Below are 16,189 nucleotides of genomic sequence, written 5' to 3' on the forward strand. Positions count from 1 at the left end.
AGGGGAACACCCCGACTGTCGGTCCCGTGGTGTGCAATGGAACGCGTGCCCGCGCTCGACGAACCACTCAAGAAGTCCCTCGGCCCCGCCACCGCCAAGGTCATGGCCGAGGCACTCGACCTGCACACGGTCGGTGACCTGCTCCACCACTACCCCCGGCGGTACGCCGAGCGGGGAGAGTTGACGACGCTCTCCGACCTGCCGCTCGACGAGCACGTCACGGTCGTCGCGCAGGTCGCCGACGCCCGCGTGCTCACCTTCAACGGCTCCAAGGGACGCGGCCAGCGCCTCGAAGTGACCATCACGGACGGCAGCGGCCGCCTCCAACTGGTCTTCTTCGGCAAGGGCGTCCACAAGCCGCACAAGGACCTCCTGCCCGGCACCCGCGCGATGTTCTCCGGCAAGGTCTCGCTCTTCAACCGCCGCCTCCAGCTCGCCCACCCGGCGTACGAACTCCTCCGCGGCGACGGCGACGAGGCAGCCGACAGCGCGGACACCGTGGCCGGCTGGGCCGGGGCCCTCATCCCGATCTACCCGGCCACCACCAAGCTGGAGTCCTGGAAGATCGCCAAGGCCGTCGACGCCGTCCTGCCGCACGCCGAGGACGCCGTCGACCCCCTGCCGACCGCCCTGCGCGAGGGCCGCGGCCTCGCCGAGCTGCCCGACGCCCTCCGGAAGATCCACCGCCCCCGCACCAAGGCGGACGTCGCCGACGCCCGCGACCGGCTCAAGTGGGACGAGGCCTTCGTCCTCCAGGTCGCCCTCGCCCGCCGGCGGCACGCCGACACCCAACTCCCCGCCGTCGCCCGGCGCCCCGTCCCCGGCGCCATCCTCGACGCCTTCGACGCCAAGCTGCCCTTCACCCTCACCGACGGCCAGCAGAAGGTCTCCCGCGAGATCTTCGACGACCTCGCCGCCGAACACCCCATGCACCGCCTCCTCCAGGGAGAGGTCGGTTCGGGCAAGACGATGGTGGCGCTGCGCGCCATGCTCGCCGTCGTCGACGCCGGGGGACAGGCCGCGATGCTCGCCCCCACCGAGGTCCTCGCCCAGCAGCACCACCGCTCGGTCACCGAGATGATGGGCGAGCTCGCCGAGGGGGGGATGCTCGGCGGCGCCGAGCGGGCCACCAAGGTCGTCCTGCTCACCGGCTCCATGGGCACCGCCGCCCGCCGGCAGGCCCTGCTCGACCTCGTCACCGGCGAGGCGGGGATCGTCATCGGCACGCACGCGCTGATCGAGGACAAGGTCCAGTTCCATGACCTCGGCCTGGTCGTCGTCGACGAGCAGCACCGCTTCGGCGTCGAGCAGCGAGACGCCCTGCGCGGCAAGGGCAAGCAGCCCCCGCACCTCCTCGTGATGACCGCCACCCCCATCCCGCGGACCGTCGCCATGACCGTCTTCGGCGACCTGGAGACCTCCGTCCTCGACCAGCTGCCCGCCGGACGCTCCCCGATCGCCACCCACGTCGTCCCCGCGGCCGACAAGCCGCACTTCCTCGCGCGCGCCTGGGAGCGGGTGCGCGAGGAAGTGGAGAACGGCCACCAGGCGTACGTCGTCTGCCCCCGCATCGGCGACGAGGAGGACCAGAAGAAGAGGGCCAAGGCGTCCCCCGAGGACGAGGCCGAGAAGCGGCCGCCCCTCGCCGTCCTGGAGGTCGCCGAGAAGCTCCGTACCGGCCCCCTCGCGGGCCTGCGGATCGCCGTCCTGCACGGGCGCATGCACCCCGACGACAAGGACGACGTCATGCGCCGCTTCGCCGCCGGCGACCTCGACGTCCTCGTCGCCACCACCGTCATCGAGGTCGGCGTGAACGTCCCCAACGCCACCGCCATGGTGATCATGGACGGCGACCGGTTCGGCGTCTCCCAGCTCCACCAGCTCCGCGGCCGCGTCGGCCGCGGATCCGCCCCCGGCCTCTGCCTCCTCGTCACCGAGATGCCCGAGGCCAGCCCCGCCCGGCAGCGCCTCGGCGCCGTCGCCGCCACCCTCGACGGCTTCGAGCTCTCCCGCATCGACCTCGAACAGCGCCGCGAGGGCGACGTCCTCGGCCAGGCCCAGTCCGGCGTCCGCTCCTCCCTGAAGGTGCTCACGGTCATCGACGACGAGGAGGTCATCGCCGCCGCCCGCGAGGAGGCCACCACCCTCGTCCTCGCCGACCCGGACCTCGCCGCCCACCCCGGTCTGCGCACCGCCCTCGAAGCCCTGCTCGACAAGGACCGGGAGGAGTACCTGGAGAAGGGCTGACCGCAGCCCGGCGGCAACCGCCATAAGCTGATGCGTACGCAATGACACAGCGAGAACGAGGACACCGATGACCCGCGTGATCGCCGGCACCGCCGGCGGACGCCGACTTGCCGTGCCCCCCGGCAACGGCACCCGCCCCACCTCCGACCGGGCGCGCGAAGGCCTCTTCTCCACCTGGGAGGCGTTCCTCGGCTCCCTCGACGGGACCCGGGTCGCCGACCTGTACGCGGGCTCCGGCGCCGTCGGGCTCGAAGCGCTCTCCCGGGGCGCCGTCCACGCGCTCCTCGTCGAGGCCGACCCCCGCGCCGCGAAGACGATCCGCGACAACATCAGGACACTCGGCCTGCCCGGCGCCGAACTCAGGACCGGCAAGGCGGAGCAGATCGTGACGGGACCGGCCCCCGCCGACCCGTTCGACCTGGTCTTCCTCGACCCGCCGTACGCCGTCGCGGACGACGATCTTCGCGAGATCCTCCTCACACTCCGCTCGGGGGGCTGGCTCACGGACGATGCCCTCGTCACCGTGGAGCGCAGCACCCGAGGCGGGGAGTTCGGCTGGCCGGACGGATTCGAGCCACTGCGGGCCCGTCGTTACGGCGAGGGAACGTTTTGGTACGGTCGCGCCGCCTCTACGTGCGAAGACGCACCATGACCGGACCGGAGAGCGAGGGACTCACGTTGCGCCGCGCCGTCTGTCCGGGGTCGTTCGACCCCATCACCAACGGACATCTCGACATCATCGCCCGCGCCTCCAAGCTGTACGACGTCGTACACGTCGCGGTGATGATCAACCAGTCCAAGCAGGGACTGTTCACCGTCGACGAGCGGATCGAGCTGATCCGCGAGGTCACCGCCGACTTCGGCAACGTCGAGGTGGAGTCCTTCCACGGACTGCTCGTCGACTTCTGCAAGCAGCGGGACATCCCCGCCATCGTCAAGGGCCTGCGCGCCGTCAGCGACTTCGACTACGAGTTGCAGATGGCGCAGATGAACATCGGCCTCTCGGGCGTGGAGACCCTCTTCGTCCCCACCAACCCGACGTACAGCTTCCTCTCCTCCTCGCTGGTCAAGGAGGTGGCGGCCTGGGGCGGCGACGTGTCCCACCTGGTGCCGCCGCAGGTCCTCGGCCGGCTGACCGAGCGCCTCGCGCAGAAGTGACGCGCCGCCACCGCTGCTGACGCTCCGTCACCTGGTGTCGGATGGGAGCCGACTGCCCTTACAGTCGTCCCGTCCGTCTCCATCCAGCTGTAGAGAGTGGCGAGCACCCGGTGGACGTGCAGAAGAAGCTCGACGAGATCGTCGCGACCGTTCAGGGCGCCCGTTCCATGCCCATGTCGGCATCCTGCGTGGTCAACCGCGCCGAGCTGCTCTCCCTGCTCGAAGAGGTACGGGACGCGCTGCCCGGCTCCCTCGCCCAGGCCCAGGAGCTGATCGGCGGCCGTGAGCAGATGGTCGAGCAGGCCCGCCAGGAGGCCGAGCGGATCATCGAGGCCGCCCACGCCGAGCGCGGCTCGATCGTCTCCGACACCCAGGTCGCCCGGGAGTCGCAGGGCGAGGCCGACCGGATCCTCGCCGAGGCCCGCCGCGAGGCCGAGGAGGTCCGCGCGGAGGCCGACGACTACGTCGACTCCAAGCTCGCCAACTTCGAGGTCGTCCTCAACAAGACCATCGGCTCCGTCGACCGGGGCCGTGAGAAGCTCCTCGGCCGCGGCCCGGGCCTCGACCGGGACGGCTACGCGGACGAGGACGCCCCGGAGTACAGCTCGGACCCGCAGACCCTGATCAGCCGGGCCGACGAGTACGTGGACGCCAAGCTGGGCGCCTTCGAGGCCGTCCTCAGCAAGACCCTGGAGGCCGTCGGGCGCGGTCGGCAGAAGCTGCACGGCCGGATCGCCACCGACGACCTCGGCGAGCACATGGCCGCGCAGGACGGTCTCGGCGGCACGGTCCACACCAGCGACGCCGACTACCTCGCCGGGCTCGCGGAGCTCGCCGACCCCCAGCCGGCCCCGGTCGCCGCGCAGGCCCCCGCGCACATCCCGGCCCAGCAGCCCGACCCGTACGGCTACCCCCAGCAGCCGCAGCAGGACCCCGCGTACGGCTACCAGCTGGGGGTACCTCCGGGGCCGCAGGGCCCAGGGGGACAGCCGGACCCGTACGGCTACCAGCAGCAGCCCGACCCGTACGCGTACCAGGGTCAGTACGGCTACGACCAGCAGCAGCACCAGTACCAGCCCCAGCCCCATGCCCAGCAGCAGCCGGCCGCCGCGCTCGACGAGACCAGTTTCTTCGACACGAGCATGATCGACCTGGAGCAGTTGCGCCGGTACGAACAGGGGCAGTAAAGGGCCCGGGGCCCGGATTGGGCCCTGAGCGAAGCGTCCAGTATCCTGGCTCTTCGGTCGCGCGTATTCCGCGATCCTCGCTGCCCACTTCTGGCAGCCCCCTCACGATTCGAAAGCAGGAAGAGCCCTGAGCACGCGCCTTGACCACCGCAATCCCCTCGTGTTCGACACGCACGAGCTGGGGCGGCGTCCTGGTGCCCTCCAGCGGCTCTCGCGCTCCGTCGAGGCCCCCACGGCCATCGGCGTCGAAGGGGTCATCGGAGTGCCCGAGGGCGCTCCCGTGGAAATCGATCTCCGTCTTGAGTCGGTCATGGAAGGGGTGCTTGTCACAGGCACCGCCCGTGCATCGGCCGAGGGGGAGTGCGTAAGGTGTCTGGAGCCCGTCGAGCTGGATCTCGACGTGGACTTCCAGGAGATGTTCTCGTACCCCGACTCCGACGACCGGGGCCGCTCCAAGGCGGCCGCGGACGACGAAGCCGAGGAAGACGAGAGCATGACCCCCCTCGAGGACGGCATGTTCGACCTCGAACCCATGCTGCGTGATGCGGTGGTGCTCGCACTGCCGATGCAGCCGGTGTGCCGGGAGGACTGTGCGGGTCTGTGTTCCGAATGTGGAGCCGACCTGAACGAGAACCCGGGCCACCACCATGATGCCGTCGACGCCCGTTGGGCGGCATTGCAGGGACTCGCCGGTTCGCTGGGAACCGATGAGAAGGACAACATGAGCGGCAAAGCCTCTGACGGGGACGTCCGAAGCGCCGCCGAGAAGCAGGAGAAGTAGCCGTGGCTGTTCCGAAGCGGAAGATGTCGCGCAGCAACACGCGCCACCGCCGGTCGCAGTGGAAGGCTGCGGTCCCCACCCTGGTTTCGTGTGAGCGTTGCCAGGAGCCGAAGCTGCAGCACATCGCGTGCCCGAGCTGCGGCACCTACAACAAGCGCCAGGTCCTCTCGGTCTGATTGGGCTGGTGAGAGGCGCAATGTCTGAGTCCCGCAAGACGGACGACAAGACGGACCATGCCTCGTCCCACACGCTTCTGGAAGGGCGGCTCGGCTATCGGCTCGAGTCCGCCCTTCTGGTGCGTGCACTGACCCACCGTTCGTTCGCGTACGAGAACGGCGGCCTGCCCACCAACGAGCGTCTGGAGTTCCTCGGGGACTCCGTGCTCGGCCTGGTGGTCACGGACACGCTGTACCGCACCCACCCCGACCTGCCCGAAGGCCAGCTGGCCAAACTGCGGGCCGCGGTGGTCAACTCACGTGCACTTGCGGAGGTCGGTCGCGGCCTCGAACTCGGCTCCTTCATCCGGCTCGGCCGGGGCGAAGAGGGCACGGGTGGCCGGGACAAGGCGTCCATCCTCGCCGACACCCTTGAAGCGGTGATCGGCGCGGTCTATCTCGACCAGGGCCTCGATGCGGCGTCCGAGCTGGTTCACCGGCTCTTCGACCCGCTGATCGAGAAGTCCTCGAACCTCGGTGCGGGCCTGGACTGGAAGACCAGTCTCCAGGAGCTCACCGCGGCCGAGGGCCTGGGTGTGCCGGAATACCTCGTCTCCGAAGAGGGTCCGGACCACGAGAAGGTCTTCACTGCTGCCGCCCGCGTCGGTGGTGTCTCGTACGGCACCGGCACCGGCCGCAGCAAGAAGGAAGCGGAGCAGCAGGCGGCGGAGTCCGCGTGGCGCGAGATTCGCGCCGCCGCGGACGAGCGCGCGGCGGCGGCCAAGGCCGCTGCCGAAGCCGGCACGGGAGAGGTCGCCGACCCCTCTCCGTCCACGAACGGTGCGACGGCCTGACGGCCTTCGCCCACCGCTTCCCGAGAACCCCGCCCCAGGGCGGGGTTCTCGTCTTTTCCCGGGGTGTACGCCGGTTGGGCCTGTAGGCCGGTGGAGGCCCGTATGCCGCCAGGGGTGTGGACGCCGGTAGGGTTGAAGCGCTGTCGATCGACGTCGTCCGGAGGAGTCCCGTGCCCGAGCTGCCCGAGGTCGAGGTCGTACGGCGCGGACTGGAGCGCTGGGTCGCCGGACGGACCGTGACCGAGGTCGAGGTGCTGCACCCCAGGGCCGTACGACGCCACCCGGCCGGCGGCGCGGACTTCGCCGCGCGGCTGAAGGGGCAGCGGTTCGAGGTGGCGCGGCGCCGCGGCAAGTACCTCTGGCTGCCGCTGGCCGAGACCGGCAGCTCCGTGCTCGGGCACCTCGGCATGAGCGGTCAGCTGCTCGTCCAGCCGGAGGACGCCGCCGACGAGAAGCACCTCCGCATCCGGATCCGCTTCGACGACGAGGCCGGCACCGAGCTCCGCTTCGTCGACCAGCGCACCTTCGGCGGGCTCTCGCTCCACGAGCAGACCCCGGACGGGCTGCCGGACGTCATCGCGCACATCGCACGGGACCCGCTGGACCCCGAATTCGACGAGGACGCGTTCCACCGCGCGCTCAGGCAGCGCCGTACGACCGTCAAGCGGGCGCTGCTCGACCAGTCGCTGATCAGCGGCGTCGGCAACATCTACGCGGACGAGGCGCTCTGGCGGTCGAAGCTGCACTACGAGCGGCCCACCGCCACGCTCACCCGGCCGCGCTCGGCCGAGCTCCTCGGGCACGCCCGGGACGTGATGAACGAGGCCCTCGCGGTCGGCGGCACCAGCTTCGACAGCCTGTACGTGAACGTCAACGGCGAGTCCGGCTACTTCGACCGCTCGCTCGACGCCTACGGGCGCGAGGACGAGCCGTGCCGCCGCTGCGGCACGCCGATGCGCAGGCGCCCCTGGATGAACCGCTCCAGCTACTTCTGCCCGCGCTGCCAGCGCCCGCCGCGCCCCTGACCGGAAAGCATGTGACCGGTCAACTCGTGACCGGTCAACTCGTGACGGGTCAGCTCGTGACGGGGGCCGTGCGCTCCGCGTCGTAACTCTCGCGGGCCGCCTCGACCTCCGGCATGCGCCCCTCCACCAGCTCGATCAGGCCGATGAGCCGCTCCGCGATCTCGCGGCCGAGCGGGGTGAGCCGGTAGTCGACCCGCGGGGGGTTCGTGGGCTGGGCGTCGCGGTGGACGAGACCGTCGCGCTCCAGGGCGTGGAGCGTCTGCGACAGCATCTTCTCGCTCACGCCGTCGACCCGGCGCCGCAGCTCGTTGAAGCGGAACGTGCCGTCGTACAGGGCGCCGAGGGTCAGGCTGCCCCAGCGGCCCGTCACGTGCTCCAGCGTGCCGCGCGAGGGACAGGCCCGCGCGAAGACGTCGTAGGCGAGGTCGTCAGTCATGCCCTCCACCGTACTCGCGCACAGCGCTTACTGCCACGGCTGCGCTAACTCACTGCTTGCGCTATCGAAAAGTTAGTGCTCTACTTCTGGTCATCCCCTCCGCAGACCTTTCCGAGGAGCCTCTTGTGACCACCCCCGTCGTCTCCATCGCCTACCACTCCGGCTACGGCCACACCGCCGTCCTCGCCGAGGCCGTCCGCGACGGTGCCGCCGACGCGGGCGCCACCGTCCACCTGATCAAGGTCGACGCGATCACCGACGCCGAGTGGGAGCTGCTCGACTCCTCCGACGCGATCGTCTTCGGCTCCCCGACCTACATGGGCACCGCCTCCGGCGCCTTCCACCAGTTCGCCGAGGCCACCTCGAAGCGCTGGTTCTCCGACGCCTGGCTGGACAAGCTCGCCGCCGGATTCACCAACTCCGGTTCCAAGAGCGGCGACAAGCTGCACACCCTGCAGTTCTTCCAGACCCTCGCCGGCCAGCACGGCATGACCTGGGTCAACCTCGGCCTGAAGCCCGGCTGGAACAGCAGCGAGGCCTCCGAGAACGACCTCAACCGCCTCGGCTTCTTCTCCGGCGCCGGCGCCCAGACCCACACCGACCTGGGCCCCGACGGCGTCCACAAGGCGGACGTCGCCACCGCCGAGCACCTCGGCCGCCGCGTCGCCGTGACCGCCCGCACCTTCGCGGCCGGCAAGGCCGCCGCCTGATCCCGCGCAAGAGAAAGGGCCCCGTCACCGGAGTGGTGACGGGGCCCTTTCGCGCGTACGGAATCGGCTCAGCGGCCGAAGTCCTGGGTCCACCAGGGGCCGCCGTCGCCGAACTGCACGCCGACGCCCAGCGTCGTGAAGTCGCAGTTCAATATGTTGGCGCGGTGGCCGTCGCTGTTCATCCAGGAGTCCATCACGGCCGCAGCGTCCGCCTGGCCGCGCGCGATGTTCTCGCCGCCCAGGCCCGAGATGCCCGCCTGCTCCGCGCGCGCCCACGGCGTGGCCCCGTCCGGGTCCGTGTGGTCGAAGAAGCCGCGCTCCGCCATGTCCGTGCTGAACGCCCCGGCGAGCGCCGCGAGCTGCGCGTCCGAGCGGACCGGGGTGCAGCCCACCTTGGCGCGCTCGACGTTGACCAGGCGGAGGACTTCCGCCTCGGCCGCCTCGTCCCGGTCGGCCGTGGACGGCGGGGCCGGCGTCTCGACCGGCGCCTCCGTCGTCGGCTCCGGCTTCGGCGCGGCCGGCTTCGTCGTGGGCGCGGCCCGCGTCTTCTCCGGGGCCACGGGCTTGGTGGTGCTCGCCGGCTTCGACGGGGTCGGCTTCGCGACCGGCTTGGTGCTCGGCTTCGCACTCGGCTTGGCGCTCGGCTTCGCGGAGGTGGAGGGGGAGGCCGAGGGCGAGGCGGTCCTGCTCGGAGTCGCACTCGGGCTCGGGCTCGTACCCGATCCCGACCGGTTCGCCGTCCCGCTGCCGCCCGCCGACTCGCCGCCGGCCGGGGTCTGGGCCGACCCGCCCTGCGTCGTCAGCTCCGGCGCCTGCCGGGACTGGACCTGGCGCTCGCCCGTACCGGCGTTGCCGACGGTGAAGGTGTCCCCGCCGGGCAGCAGGCCCGAGGCGACGGCCACGGCTCCCACCGCGACCGCCGCGGAGGCGCCGAGGAGTCCGGTGCGCACGGGGTTCCGCCGCCTGCGGCGGTCACCCCGGTGCCGGCTGTCCGAACCGGCCGCGTAGTCTTCTGCGGCGGGTGCGGCGCCGGAGCGACGGTGGCGTCCCATCTGCTGCCCTGCCTTCCTCTGCGGAGCTCCGCCGTTTGCTGCGGATCTTTGCTGGCCTTTGCTGATCTTTGCTGTCGGCATGCTTCCGGCCGACAGTCGAATGGCGCGCGCCCGAACGGGTGAGGCGCATTCCGTCGGGACTGTACGCGATGGAAAGCCGGGGCGACGTGCTCATCGGGCAATCCGCCAGCTAGCGTGCAGCCATGAGTGACGACGTACGGATGACCGCCTGGGTGCGCGGCCGGGTACAGGGAGTGGGCTTCCGCTGGTTCACCAGGGCAAACGCACTGGAGATCGGCGGCCTCGTGGGCTTCGCCCTGAACCTCGACGACGGCCGGGTCCAGGTGGTGGCCGAGGGGCCGAGTGAGAATTGCCACCGTCTTCTCGACTGGCTCCGCACGGGCGACACGCCCGGCCGCGTGGACGGCGTGACGGAGATATGGGGCACCGCGCGCGGAGGTTATGACGGCTTCGCGATCCGCTGACGTACGCGACGAAGGCCCTGCTCCGGTGACCCGGAGGGACGCCGGAGGGACACCCGGTGACGGGGGCGTGGCGGGAGAACTCCCTGGTGGTTGCCAAGAAGTGCGCGCCGTGGAAGGCTGCCCGTTAAGGATGATCGCCACGCCCCGAGGCACCGGGTCGAGAGGCGCCGCCGCGTGTTGAGCGGCCGCCCACTCCTCAGTCGCCCCTTCAAACGGGGCGTGATCGTGTTGACCGTCAAACTTTTTGGTGAGACGCTGGAATCCCCGCGCACCTTAGCTGTTTGGCAGTAATGAACCGGCACGATGCACTGCCGAGCACCGCGGGTGCGAATCCCTCACGACCCACACCGCAATCGGTCGGTCACTCAGTGTGGAGGACCATCCATCATGGCAAAGGCGCTTCTCGGTTACGTCGGCGGCTCCGACCCGCGACTCCTCGCCGAGATGCGACGGCTTCAGCAGCGTGTCCAGGACCTGGAATCCGAGCTGGTACGGATCCAGTCCGAGAACGACACGCTCGCGGCTGCCGCCGCTCAGCACCAGGGAGAGTCGCTGCTCGACAGCATCGACCTCGACGTACCCCAGGCGGAGCCTGCGCTCACCTGACAACCCAGCCCCCAGGGGCCAGGTGGGAAACACTCCGTCCGGCACCGCCGGACAACGGCACAGCTGGATATGCAAGGGGCGCTTCGGCGTCCCTTCTTTCTTTCACCCGCCGTTTCCCCCACGGCCCGCCCCTGGCCACCCCTCCTCACCCGATGATCTGCCCTGCACCTTCGCGGGTGAAACGCGCGGGCCCCGGTAGAGTCCCCGGGGTGCACCTCAAGGCCCTGACCCTCCGCGGATTCAAGTCGTTCGCCTCGGCCACGACCCTGCGGTTCGAACCCGGAATCACCTGTGTCGTGGGTCCCAACGGATCGGGCAAGTCCAATGTCGTGGACGCCCTGTCCTGGGTCATGGGAGAGCAGGGCGCCAAGTCGCTGCGCGGCGGCAAGATGGAGGACGTCATCTTCGCCGGCACGACCGGGCGCCCGCCGCTCGGCCGCGCCGAGGTCTCGCTGACCATCGACAACTCCGACGGCGCGCTGCCCATCGACTACGCCGAGGTCACCATCACCCGGATCATGTTCCGGGGCGGCAGCAGCGAGTACCAGATCAACGGCGACACCTGCCGGCTGCTCGACATCCAGGACCTGCTGTCCGACTCCGGCATCGGGCGGGAGATGCACGTCATCGTCGGCCAGGGACAGCTCGACTCCGTCCTGCACGCCGACCCGATGGGCCGCCGCGCCTTCATCGAGGAGGCCTCCGGCGTCCTCAAGCACCGCAAGCGCAAGGAGAAGGCGCTGCGGAAGCTGGACGCGATGCAGGCCAACCTCGCACGCGTGCAGGACCTCACCGACGAACTGCGCCGCCAGCTCAAGCCCCTCGGCCGCCAGGCCGCCGTCGCCCGCCGCGCCGTCGTCATCCAGGCCGACCTCCGCGACGCCCGCCTCCGGCTCCTCGCCGACGACCTCGTACAGCTTCGGTCCGCTCTCACCGCCGAGGTCGCCGACGAGGCCGCGCTCCTCGCCCGCAAGGAAGCCACCGAGAGCGAGCTGCGGGCCGCGCTCGCCCGCGAGGCCGAACTCGAAGCAGAGGTCCGCGCCCTCGCGCCCCGGCTCGAACGAGCCCAGCAGAGCTGGTACGCCCTCTCGCAGCTCGCCGAACGGGTCCGCGGCACGATCTCCCTCGCCGACGCACGCGTGAAGAGCGCCACCGATGCCCCCGCAGAGGAGCGCCGCGGCCGCGATCCGGAGGACCTGGAGAGGGAGGCCGCCCGCGTCCGCGAGCAGGAGGCCGAGCTCGAAGCCGCCCTGGAGGCGGCCGAGCGGGCCCTGGAGGACACCGTCGCCCACCGCGCGGAGCTCGAACGCGCCCTGACGGCGGAGGAACGCCGCCTCAAGGACGCCGCCCGGGCCATCGCCGACCGGCGCGAGGGCCTCGCCCGCCTCCACGGCCAGGTCAACGCCGCCCGTTCGCGCGCCGCCGCCGCCCAGGCCGAGATCGACCGCCTGGCCGCCGCCCGCGACGAGGCCGCGGAGCGGGCGGTCACCGCCCAGGAGGAGTACGAGCAGCTCACGGCCGAGGTCGAGGGCCTCGACGCCGCCGACGGCGAACACACCGAGCGGTACGAGGCGGCCCGCCGCGAACGGGCCGAGGCCGAGGCCGAGCTGAGCGCCGCCCGCGACGCGCTCGGCACCGCCGAACGCACCCGGGCCGCGACCCGCGCCCGACACGACACCCTCGCCCTCGGCCTGCGCCGCAAGGACGGCACGGGCGCACTGCTCTCCGCCGGCGTCACCGGACTCCTCGGCCCGGCCGCCGAACTCCTCACCGTCACCCCGGGATACGAGATCCCCGTGGCCGCCGCCCTCGGCGCCGCCGCCGACGCGGTCGCCGCCACCGGACCGGCCGCCGCGGCCGAGGCCCTCCGCCTCCTGCGCAAGCAGGACGCGGGCCGCGCCTCCCTCCTCCTGACCGGCGCCCCCGAACCGTCCCCCGCCATCGGCGCCGAGGGCTGCCGGAGCGCCGCCGATCTGGTGCGCGGCCCCGCCGAACTCCTGCCCGCCGTCCGCCGCCTGCTGGCCGGAGTGGTCGTCGTCGACGGCCTGGACGAGGCCGAGGAACTGGTCCGGTCCCGGCCCGGCCTGACCGCCGTCACCGCCGAAGGGGACCTGCTCGGCGGGCACTTCGCGCACGGCGGCTCCGCCGGCGCGCCCAGCCTCCTCGAAGTGCAGGCCTCGGTGACCGAAGCCGCCGCCGAACTCGACGAACTGACCGTACGGTGCGAGGCGTTGACGGCCGCTCAGCGCGAGGCCGACGAGCGCCGCCGTACCGCGGGAGCGCTCGTCGAGGAGCTGGACGCGAGCCGCCGGGCCGCCGAGCGGGAGAAGTCGACCGTCGCCAAGGAGCTGGGACGGCTCGCCGGGCAGGCCAGGGGAGCGGCGGGGGAGGCCGAGCGGACCGCGGCGGCCGTCGCCCGCGCCCAGGACGCCCTGGAGAAGGCCGTCGCCGAGGCGGAGGAGCTGGCCGAACGGCTCCTCGTCGCCCAGGAGTCCACCGCCTTCGGGGACGCGGAGGACGAGCCCGACACCTCCGTCCGCGACCGGCTCTCCATCGACGGTTCCAACGCGCGCCAGACCGAGATGGAGGCGCGGCTCCAGGTCCGTACCCATGAGGAGCGGGTCAAGGGGCTCGCCGGACGGGCCGACTCCCTCGACCGGGCCGCCCGCGCCGAACGCGAGGCACGCGCGCGTGCCGAGCAGCGCAGGGCCCGGCTCCGGCACGAGCGCCTGGTCGCGGGCGCGGTCGCGGCCGGAGCCCGCGGGCTCCTGGCCCACGTCGAGGTCTCGCTCGTCCGCGCCGAGCGGGAACGGGTGGCGGCCCAGGCGGCCAGGGGCGATCGTGAGCAGGGGCTCACGGTGGCCCGCGGCAGTGCCCGGGACCTCAAGGCCGAGCTCGACAAGCTGACCGACTCGGTCCACCGGGGCGAGGTGCTCGGCGCGGAGAAGCGGCTGCGGATCGAACAGCTGGAGGCGAAGGCCCTGGAGGAGTTCGGGGTGGAGGCGGCCGCGCTGGTCGCCGAGTACGGTCCCGACCAGCCCGTACCCCCGTCGCCCTCCGTGGACGGCGAGGGCGCGGCCGAGGGTACGACCGAGGACGCGGAGGGGCCGCAGGCCCGGCCCCGGCCGTTCGTCCGTTCGGAGCAGGAGAAGCGGCTCAAGGCCGCCGAACGGGCGTACCACCAGCTCGGCAAGGTCAATCCGCTGGCCCTGGAGGAGTTCGCCGCCCTCGAGGAGCGGCACCGGTTCCTCTCCGAGCAGCTGGAGGACCTGAAGAAGACCCGGACCGACCTCCTTCAGGTCGTGAAGGAGGTCGACGTGCGCGTCGAGCAGGTCTTCACGGAGGCGTACCGGGACACGGCCCGGGAGTTCGAGGGCGTCTTTTCGCGGCTCTTCCCTGGCGGCGAGGGCCGGCTGATCCTCACCGACCCGGGCAACATGCTCACCACCGGCGTCGACGTGGAGGCCCGCCCGCCGGGGAAGAAGGTCAAGCGGCTCTCGCTGCTCTCCGGCGGCGAGCGGTCGCTCACGGCCGTGGCGCTGCTCGTCTCGATCTTCAAGGCCAGGCCCAGCCCGTTCTACGTGATGGACGAGGTCGAGGCGGCGCTCGACGACACCAACCTCCAGCGGCTGATCCGGATCATGGAGGAGCTCCAGGAGTCCTCGCAGCTGATCGTGATCACGCACCAGAAGCGGACGATGGAGGTCGCGGACGCGCTGTACGGCGTGTCCATGCAGGGCGACGGTGTGTCGAAGGTGATCAGCCAGCGGCTGCGCTGAGCGTTCGCCACTTCAACATCACTTCAAGTCTTGAAGCTAATGGGGTCCATCACGTTCTTAAAGTCATACGACATCGGGTATTGACTTCGAAACTTGAAGGCATAGTCTCTGCAACGTTGCTTTTACCTTCACGTGGTGAGCGGCGTGAAGTTGTGCGCCACTGGAAGGGCTTGCCCCCCACCCAGGAGTCCATGTGACCAGTACCGCGCAGGCGCCCACGCCGCCGCCGTCCGAAGGCCGAGCGGCCCATCCTGACCACCTCGGCCACGTCATCTTCATCACGGCCTCCGCCGCGATGGGCGGCTTCCTCTTCGGCTACGACAGCTCCGTCATCAACGGTGCCGTCGAGGCGATCCGCGACCGCTACGACATCGGCTCCGGCACGCTCGCCCAGGTCATCGCCATCGCGCTGATCGGCTGCGCCATCGGCGCCGCGACCGCCGGCCGGATCGCCGACCGCATCGGCCGCATCCGCTGCATGCAGATCTCCGCGGTCCTCTTCGCCGTCAGCGCCGTGGGATCCGCACTGCCCTTCGCCCTCTGGGACCTGGCCCTCTGGCGCGTCATCGGCGGCTTCGCGATCGGCATGGCCTCGGTCATCGGCCCCGCCTACATCGCCGAGGTCGCCCCCGCCGCGTACCGCGGCCGCCTCGGCTCCTTCCAGCAGGCTGCGATCGTCATCGGCATCGCCATCTCCCAGCTGGTCAACTACGGCATCCTCCAGCTCGCCGACGGGGACCAGCGCGGCGAGATCGGCGGCCTGGAAGCCTGGCAGTGGATGCTCGGCGTGATGGTCGTGCCCGCGCTCCTCTACGGCATGCTGTCCTTCGCCATCCCCGAGTCCCCGCGCTTCCTCATCTCCGTCGGGAAGACCGACCGGGCCAAGGAGGTCCTCGCCGAGGTCGAGGGCAGCGGCGTCGACCTCGACGCGCGCGTCGCGGAGATCGACCGGGCCATGCGCAGCGAGCACAAGTCCACCTTCAAGGACCTGCTCGTCGCCGGCGGCCGCTTCAAGCTGCTGCCCATCGTCTGGGTCGGCATCGGACTCTCGGTCTTCCAGCAGCTCGTCGGCATCAACGTCGCGTTCTACTACTCCTCGACGCTCTGGCAGTCCGTCGGCATCGACCCGTCCAGCTCGTTCTTCTACTCGTTCACCACGTCGATCATCAACATCATCGGCACCGTGATCGCGATGGTCCTGGTCGACCGCGTCGGCCGCAAGCCGCTCGCCCTCGTCGGCTCCGTCGGCATGGCGATCGCCCTCGCCTTCGAGGCCTGGGCCTTCTCCGCGGACCTCGTCGACGGCAAGCTCCCCGAGACCCAGGGTGTCGTGGCGCTCGTCGCCGCCCACGTCTTCGTCCTCTTCTTCGCCCTCTCCTGGGGCGTCGTGGTCTGGGTCTTCCTCGGCGAGATGTTCCCCAACCGGATCCGCGCCGCCGCGCTCGGCGTCGCTGCCTCCGCGCAGTGGATCGCCAACTGGGCCATCACCGCGAGCTTCCCGTCCCTGGCGGACTGGAACCTCTCCGGCACCTACATGATCTACACGTTCTTCGCCGTGCTCTCGATCCCCTTCGTGCTCAGGTACGTCAAGGAGACCAAGGGCAAGGCGTTGGAGGAGATGGGCTAATCCCCGCTGCCCCTCTCCTCACCCACGGAACTGCCCCGGCCCGAGGTCCTATGCCCCGAGCCGGGGCAGTACGTCGTCACGCCCGGG

The 16,189-nt window shown here is 71.1% G+C and carries 15 protein-coding genes; 13 read left to right on the forward strand and 2 right to left on the reverse strand.

Going from position 1 to position 16,189, the window contains the following annotated elements; all coding sequences use genetic code 11:
* Nucleotides 1-36 precede the first annotated feature (36 nt).
* The 8 genes from recG to mutM all read left to right on the forward strand — a co-directional run bounded on the left by recG (nucleotide 37) and on the right by mutM (nucleotide 7,407).
* On the forward strand, nucleotides 37-2,247 hold the full coding sequence (gene recG / locus ASC82_RS10470) for an ATP-dependent DNA helicase RecG (protein ID WP_056644477.1): 2,211 nt from the start codon (nucleotides 37-39) through the stop codon (nucleotides 2,245-2,247).
* A 67-nt stretch (nucleotides 2,248-2,314) separates the two neighbouring features.
* The gene (rsmD, locus tag ASC82_RS10475; RefSeq protein WP_056644480.1) at nucleotides 2,315-2,899 is read left to right on the forward strand and encodes a 16S rRNA (guanine(966)-N(2))-methyltransferase RsmD; all 585 of its coding nucleotides are present in this window, start codon (nucleotides 2,315-2,317) and stop codon (nucleotides 2,897-2,899) included.
* A 26-nt stretch (nucleotides 2,900-2,925) separates the two neighbouring features.
* Complete coding sequence (coaD, locus tag ASC82_RS10480; protein ID WP_185909416.1) at nucleotides 2,926-3,405, forward strand: pantetheine-phosphate adenylyltransferase; 480 nt, start codon at nucleotides 2,926-2,928, stop codon at nucleotides 3,403-3,405.
* Nucleotides 3,406-3,515: 110 nt separating this feature from the next.
* The gene (locus tag ASC82_RS10485; protein ID WP_056644483.1) at nucleotides 3,516-4,592 is read left to right on the forward strand and encodes a hypothetical protein; all 1,077 of its coding nucleotides are present in this window, start codon (nucleotides 3,516-3,518) and stop codon (nucleotides 4,590-4,592) included.
* A 127-nt stretch (nucleotides 4,593-4,719) separates the two neighbouring features.
* A complete protein-coding gene (locus tag ASC82_RS10490) occupies nucleotides 4,720-5,373 on the forward strand; it encodes a DUF177 domain-containing protein (RefSeq protein WP_107105864.1) in 654 nt (217 codons plus the stop codon).
* A 2-nt stretch (nucleotides 5,374-5,375) separates the two neighbouring features.
* Complete coding sequence (gene rpmF, locus ASC82_RS10495) at nucleotides 5,376-5,549, forward strand: 50S ribosomal protein L32 (protein ID WP_015036448.1); 174 nt, start codon at nucleotides 5,376-5,378, stop codon at nucleotides 5,547-5,549.
* A gap of 20 nt (nucleotides 5,550-5,569) precedes the next feature.
* Complete coding sequence (rnc, locus tag ASC82_RS10500; RefSeq protein ID WP_056644489.1) at nucleotides 5,570-6,382, forward strand: ribonuclease III; 813 nt, start codon at nucleotides 5,570-5,572, stop codon at nucleotides 6,380-6,382.
* A 170-nt stretch (nucleotides 6,383-6,552) separates the two neighbouring features.
* A complete protein-coding gene (gene mutM, locus ASC82_RS10505; RefSeq protein WP_056644493.1) occupies nucleotides 6,553-7,407 on the forward strand; it encodes a bifunctional DNA-formamidopyrimidine glycosylase/DNA-(apurinic or apyrimidinic site) lyase in 855 nt (284 codons plus the stop codon).
* A 49-nt stretch (nucleotides 7,408-7,456) separates the two neighbouring features.
* Here the strand turns inward: mutM and ASC82_RS10510 are convergent, their stop codons facing one another.
* Nucleotides 7,457-7,843 (reverse strand): helix-turn-helix domain-containing protein, encoded by a 387-nt coding sequence (locus tag ASC82_RS10510; RefSeq protein ID WP_056644496.1) that lies wholly within the window; start codon nucleotides 7,841-7,843, stop codon nucleotides 7,457-7,459.
* Between the two features lie 125 nt (nucleotides 7,844-7,968).
* Here ASC82_RS10510 and ASC82_RS10515 point away from each other — a divergent pair, with 125 nt between their 5' ends.
* Nucleotides 7,969-8,553: a flavodoxin family protein gene (locus tag ASC82_RS10515; protein WP_024755903.1), complete on the forward strand. Its 585-nt coding sequence runs from the start codon at nucleotides 7,969-7,971 to the stop codon at nucleotides 8,551-8,553.
* A 68-nt stretch (nucleotides 8,554-8,621) separates the two neighbouring features.
* Here ASC82_RS10515 and ASC82_RS10520 read toward each other — a convergent pair whose 3' ends face one another.
* The gene (locus tag ASC82_RS10520; RefSeq protein ID WP_079039183.1) at nucleotides 8,622-9,605 is read right to left on the reverse strand and encodes a CAP domain-containing protein; all 984 of its coding nucleotides are present in this window, start codon (nucleotides 9,603-9,605) and stop codon (nucleotides 8,622-8,624) included.
* A 203-nt stretch (nucleotides 9,606-9,808) separates the two neighbouring features.
* On the opposite strand from ASC82_RS10520, the gene ASC82_RS10525 reads away from it, so the two are divergent.
* The 4 genes from ASC82_RS10525 to ASC82_RS10540 all read left to right on the forward strand — a co-directional run bounded on the left by ASC82_RS10525 (nucleotide 9,809) and on the right by ASC82_RS10540 (nucleotide 16,102).
* Nucleotides 9,809-10,090 carry an acylphosphatase gene (locus tag ASC82_RS10525; protein WP_024755900.1) on the forward strand — a complete coding sequence of 94 codons (282 nt, stop codon included), beginning with the start codon at nucleotides 9,809-9,811 and terminating at the stop codon, nucleotides 10,088-10,090.
* Nucleotides 10,091-10,477: 387 nt separating this feature from the next.
* Nucleotides 10,478-10,696 (forward strand): hypothetical protein, encoded by a 219-nt coding sequence (locus tag ASC82_RS10530; RefSeq protein WP_055641131.1) that lies wholly within the window; start codon nucleotides 10,478-10,480, stop codon nucleotides 10,694-10,696.
* Nucleotides 10,697-10,905: 209 nt separating this feature from the next.
* Nucleotides 10,906-14,475, forward strand: coding sequence for a chromosome segregation protein SMC (smc, locus tag ASC82_RS10535; RefSeq protein ID WP_056644502.1), 3,570 nt, complete (start codon nucleotides 10,906-10,908; stop codon nucleotides 14,473-14,475).
* Between the two features lie 193 nt (nucleotides 14,476-14,668).
* Nucleotides 14,669-16,102: a sugar porter family MFS transporter gene (locus tag ASC82_RS10540; protein WP_056644505.1), complete on the forward strand. Its 1,434-nt coding sequence runs from the start codon at nucleotides 14,669-14,671 to the stop codon at nucleotides 16,100-16,102.
* The last annotated feature ends 87 nt before the right edge of the window (nucleotides 16,103-16,189 follow it).

It is taken from the genome of Streptomyces sp. Root431 (genome assembly GCF_001426585.1).
In the GTDB taxonomy this organism is placed as follows: Bacteria; Actinomycetota; Actinomycetes; order Streptomycetales; family Streptomycetaceae; genus Streptomyces; species Streptomyces stackebrandtii.

What these genes read in the sequence shown, in the direction of transcription:
- ASC82_RS10525 (WP_024755900.1), top strand. Translation starts at nt 9,809, where the DNA reads ATGAGTGACGACGTACGGATGACCGCCTGGGTGCGCGGCCGGGTACAG.
- ASC82_RS10520 (WP_079039183.1), bottom strand. Translation starts at nt 9,605, where the DNA reads ATGGGACGCCACCGTCGCTCCGGCGCCGCACCCGCCGCAGAAGACTAC.
- ASC82_RS10510 (WP_056644496.1), bottom strand. Translation starts at nt 7,843, where the DNA reads ATGACTGACGACCTCGCCTACGACGTCTTCGCGCGGGCCTGTCCCTCG.
- rnc (WP_056644489.1), top strand. Translation starts at nt 5,570, where the DNA reads ATGTCTGAGTCCCGCAAGACGGACGACAAGACGGACCATGCCTCGTCC.
- ASC82_RS10530 (WP_055641131.1), top strand. Translation starts at nt 10,478, where the DNA reads ATGGCAAAGGCGCTTCTCGGTTACGTCGGCGGCTCCGACCCGCGACTC.
- recG (WP_056644477.1), top strand. Translation starts at nt 37, where the DNA reads ATGGAACGCGTGCCCGCGCTCGACGAACCACTCAAGAAGTCCCTCGGC.
- rsmD (WP_056644480.1), top strand. Translation starts at nt 2,315, where the DNA reads ATGACCCGCGTGATCGCCGGCACCGCCGGCGGACGCCGACTTGCCGTG.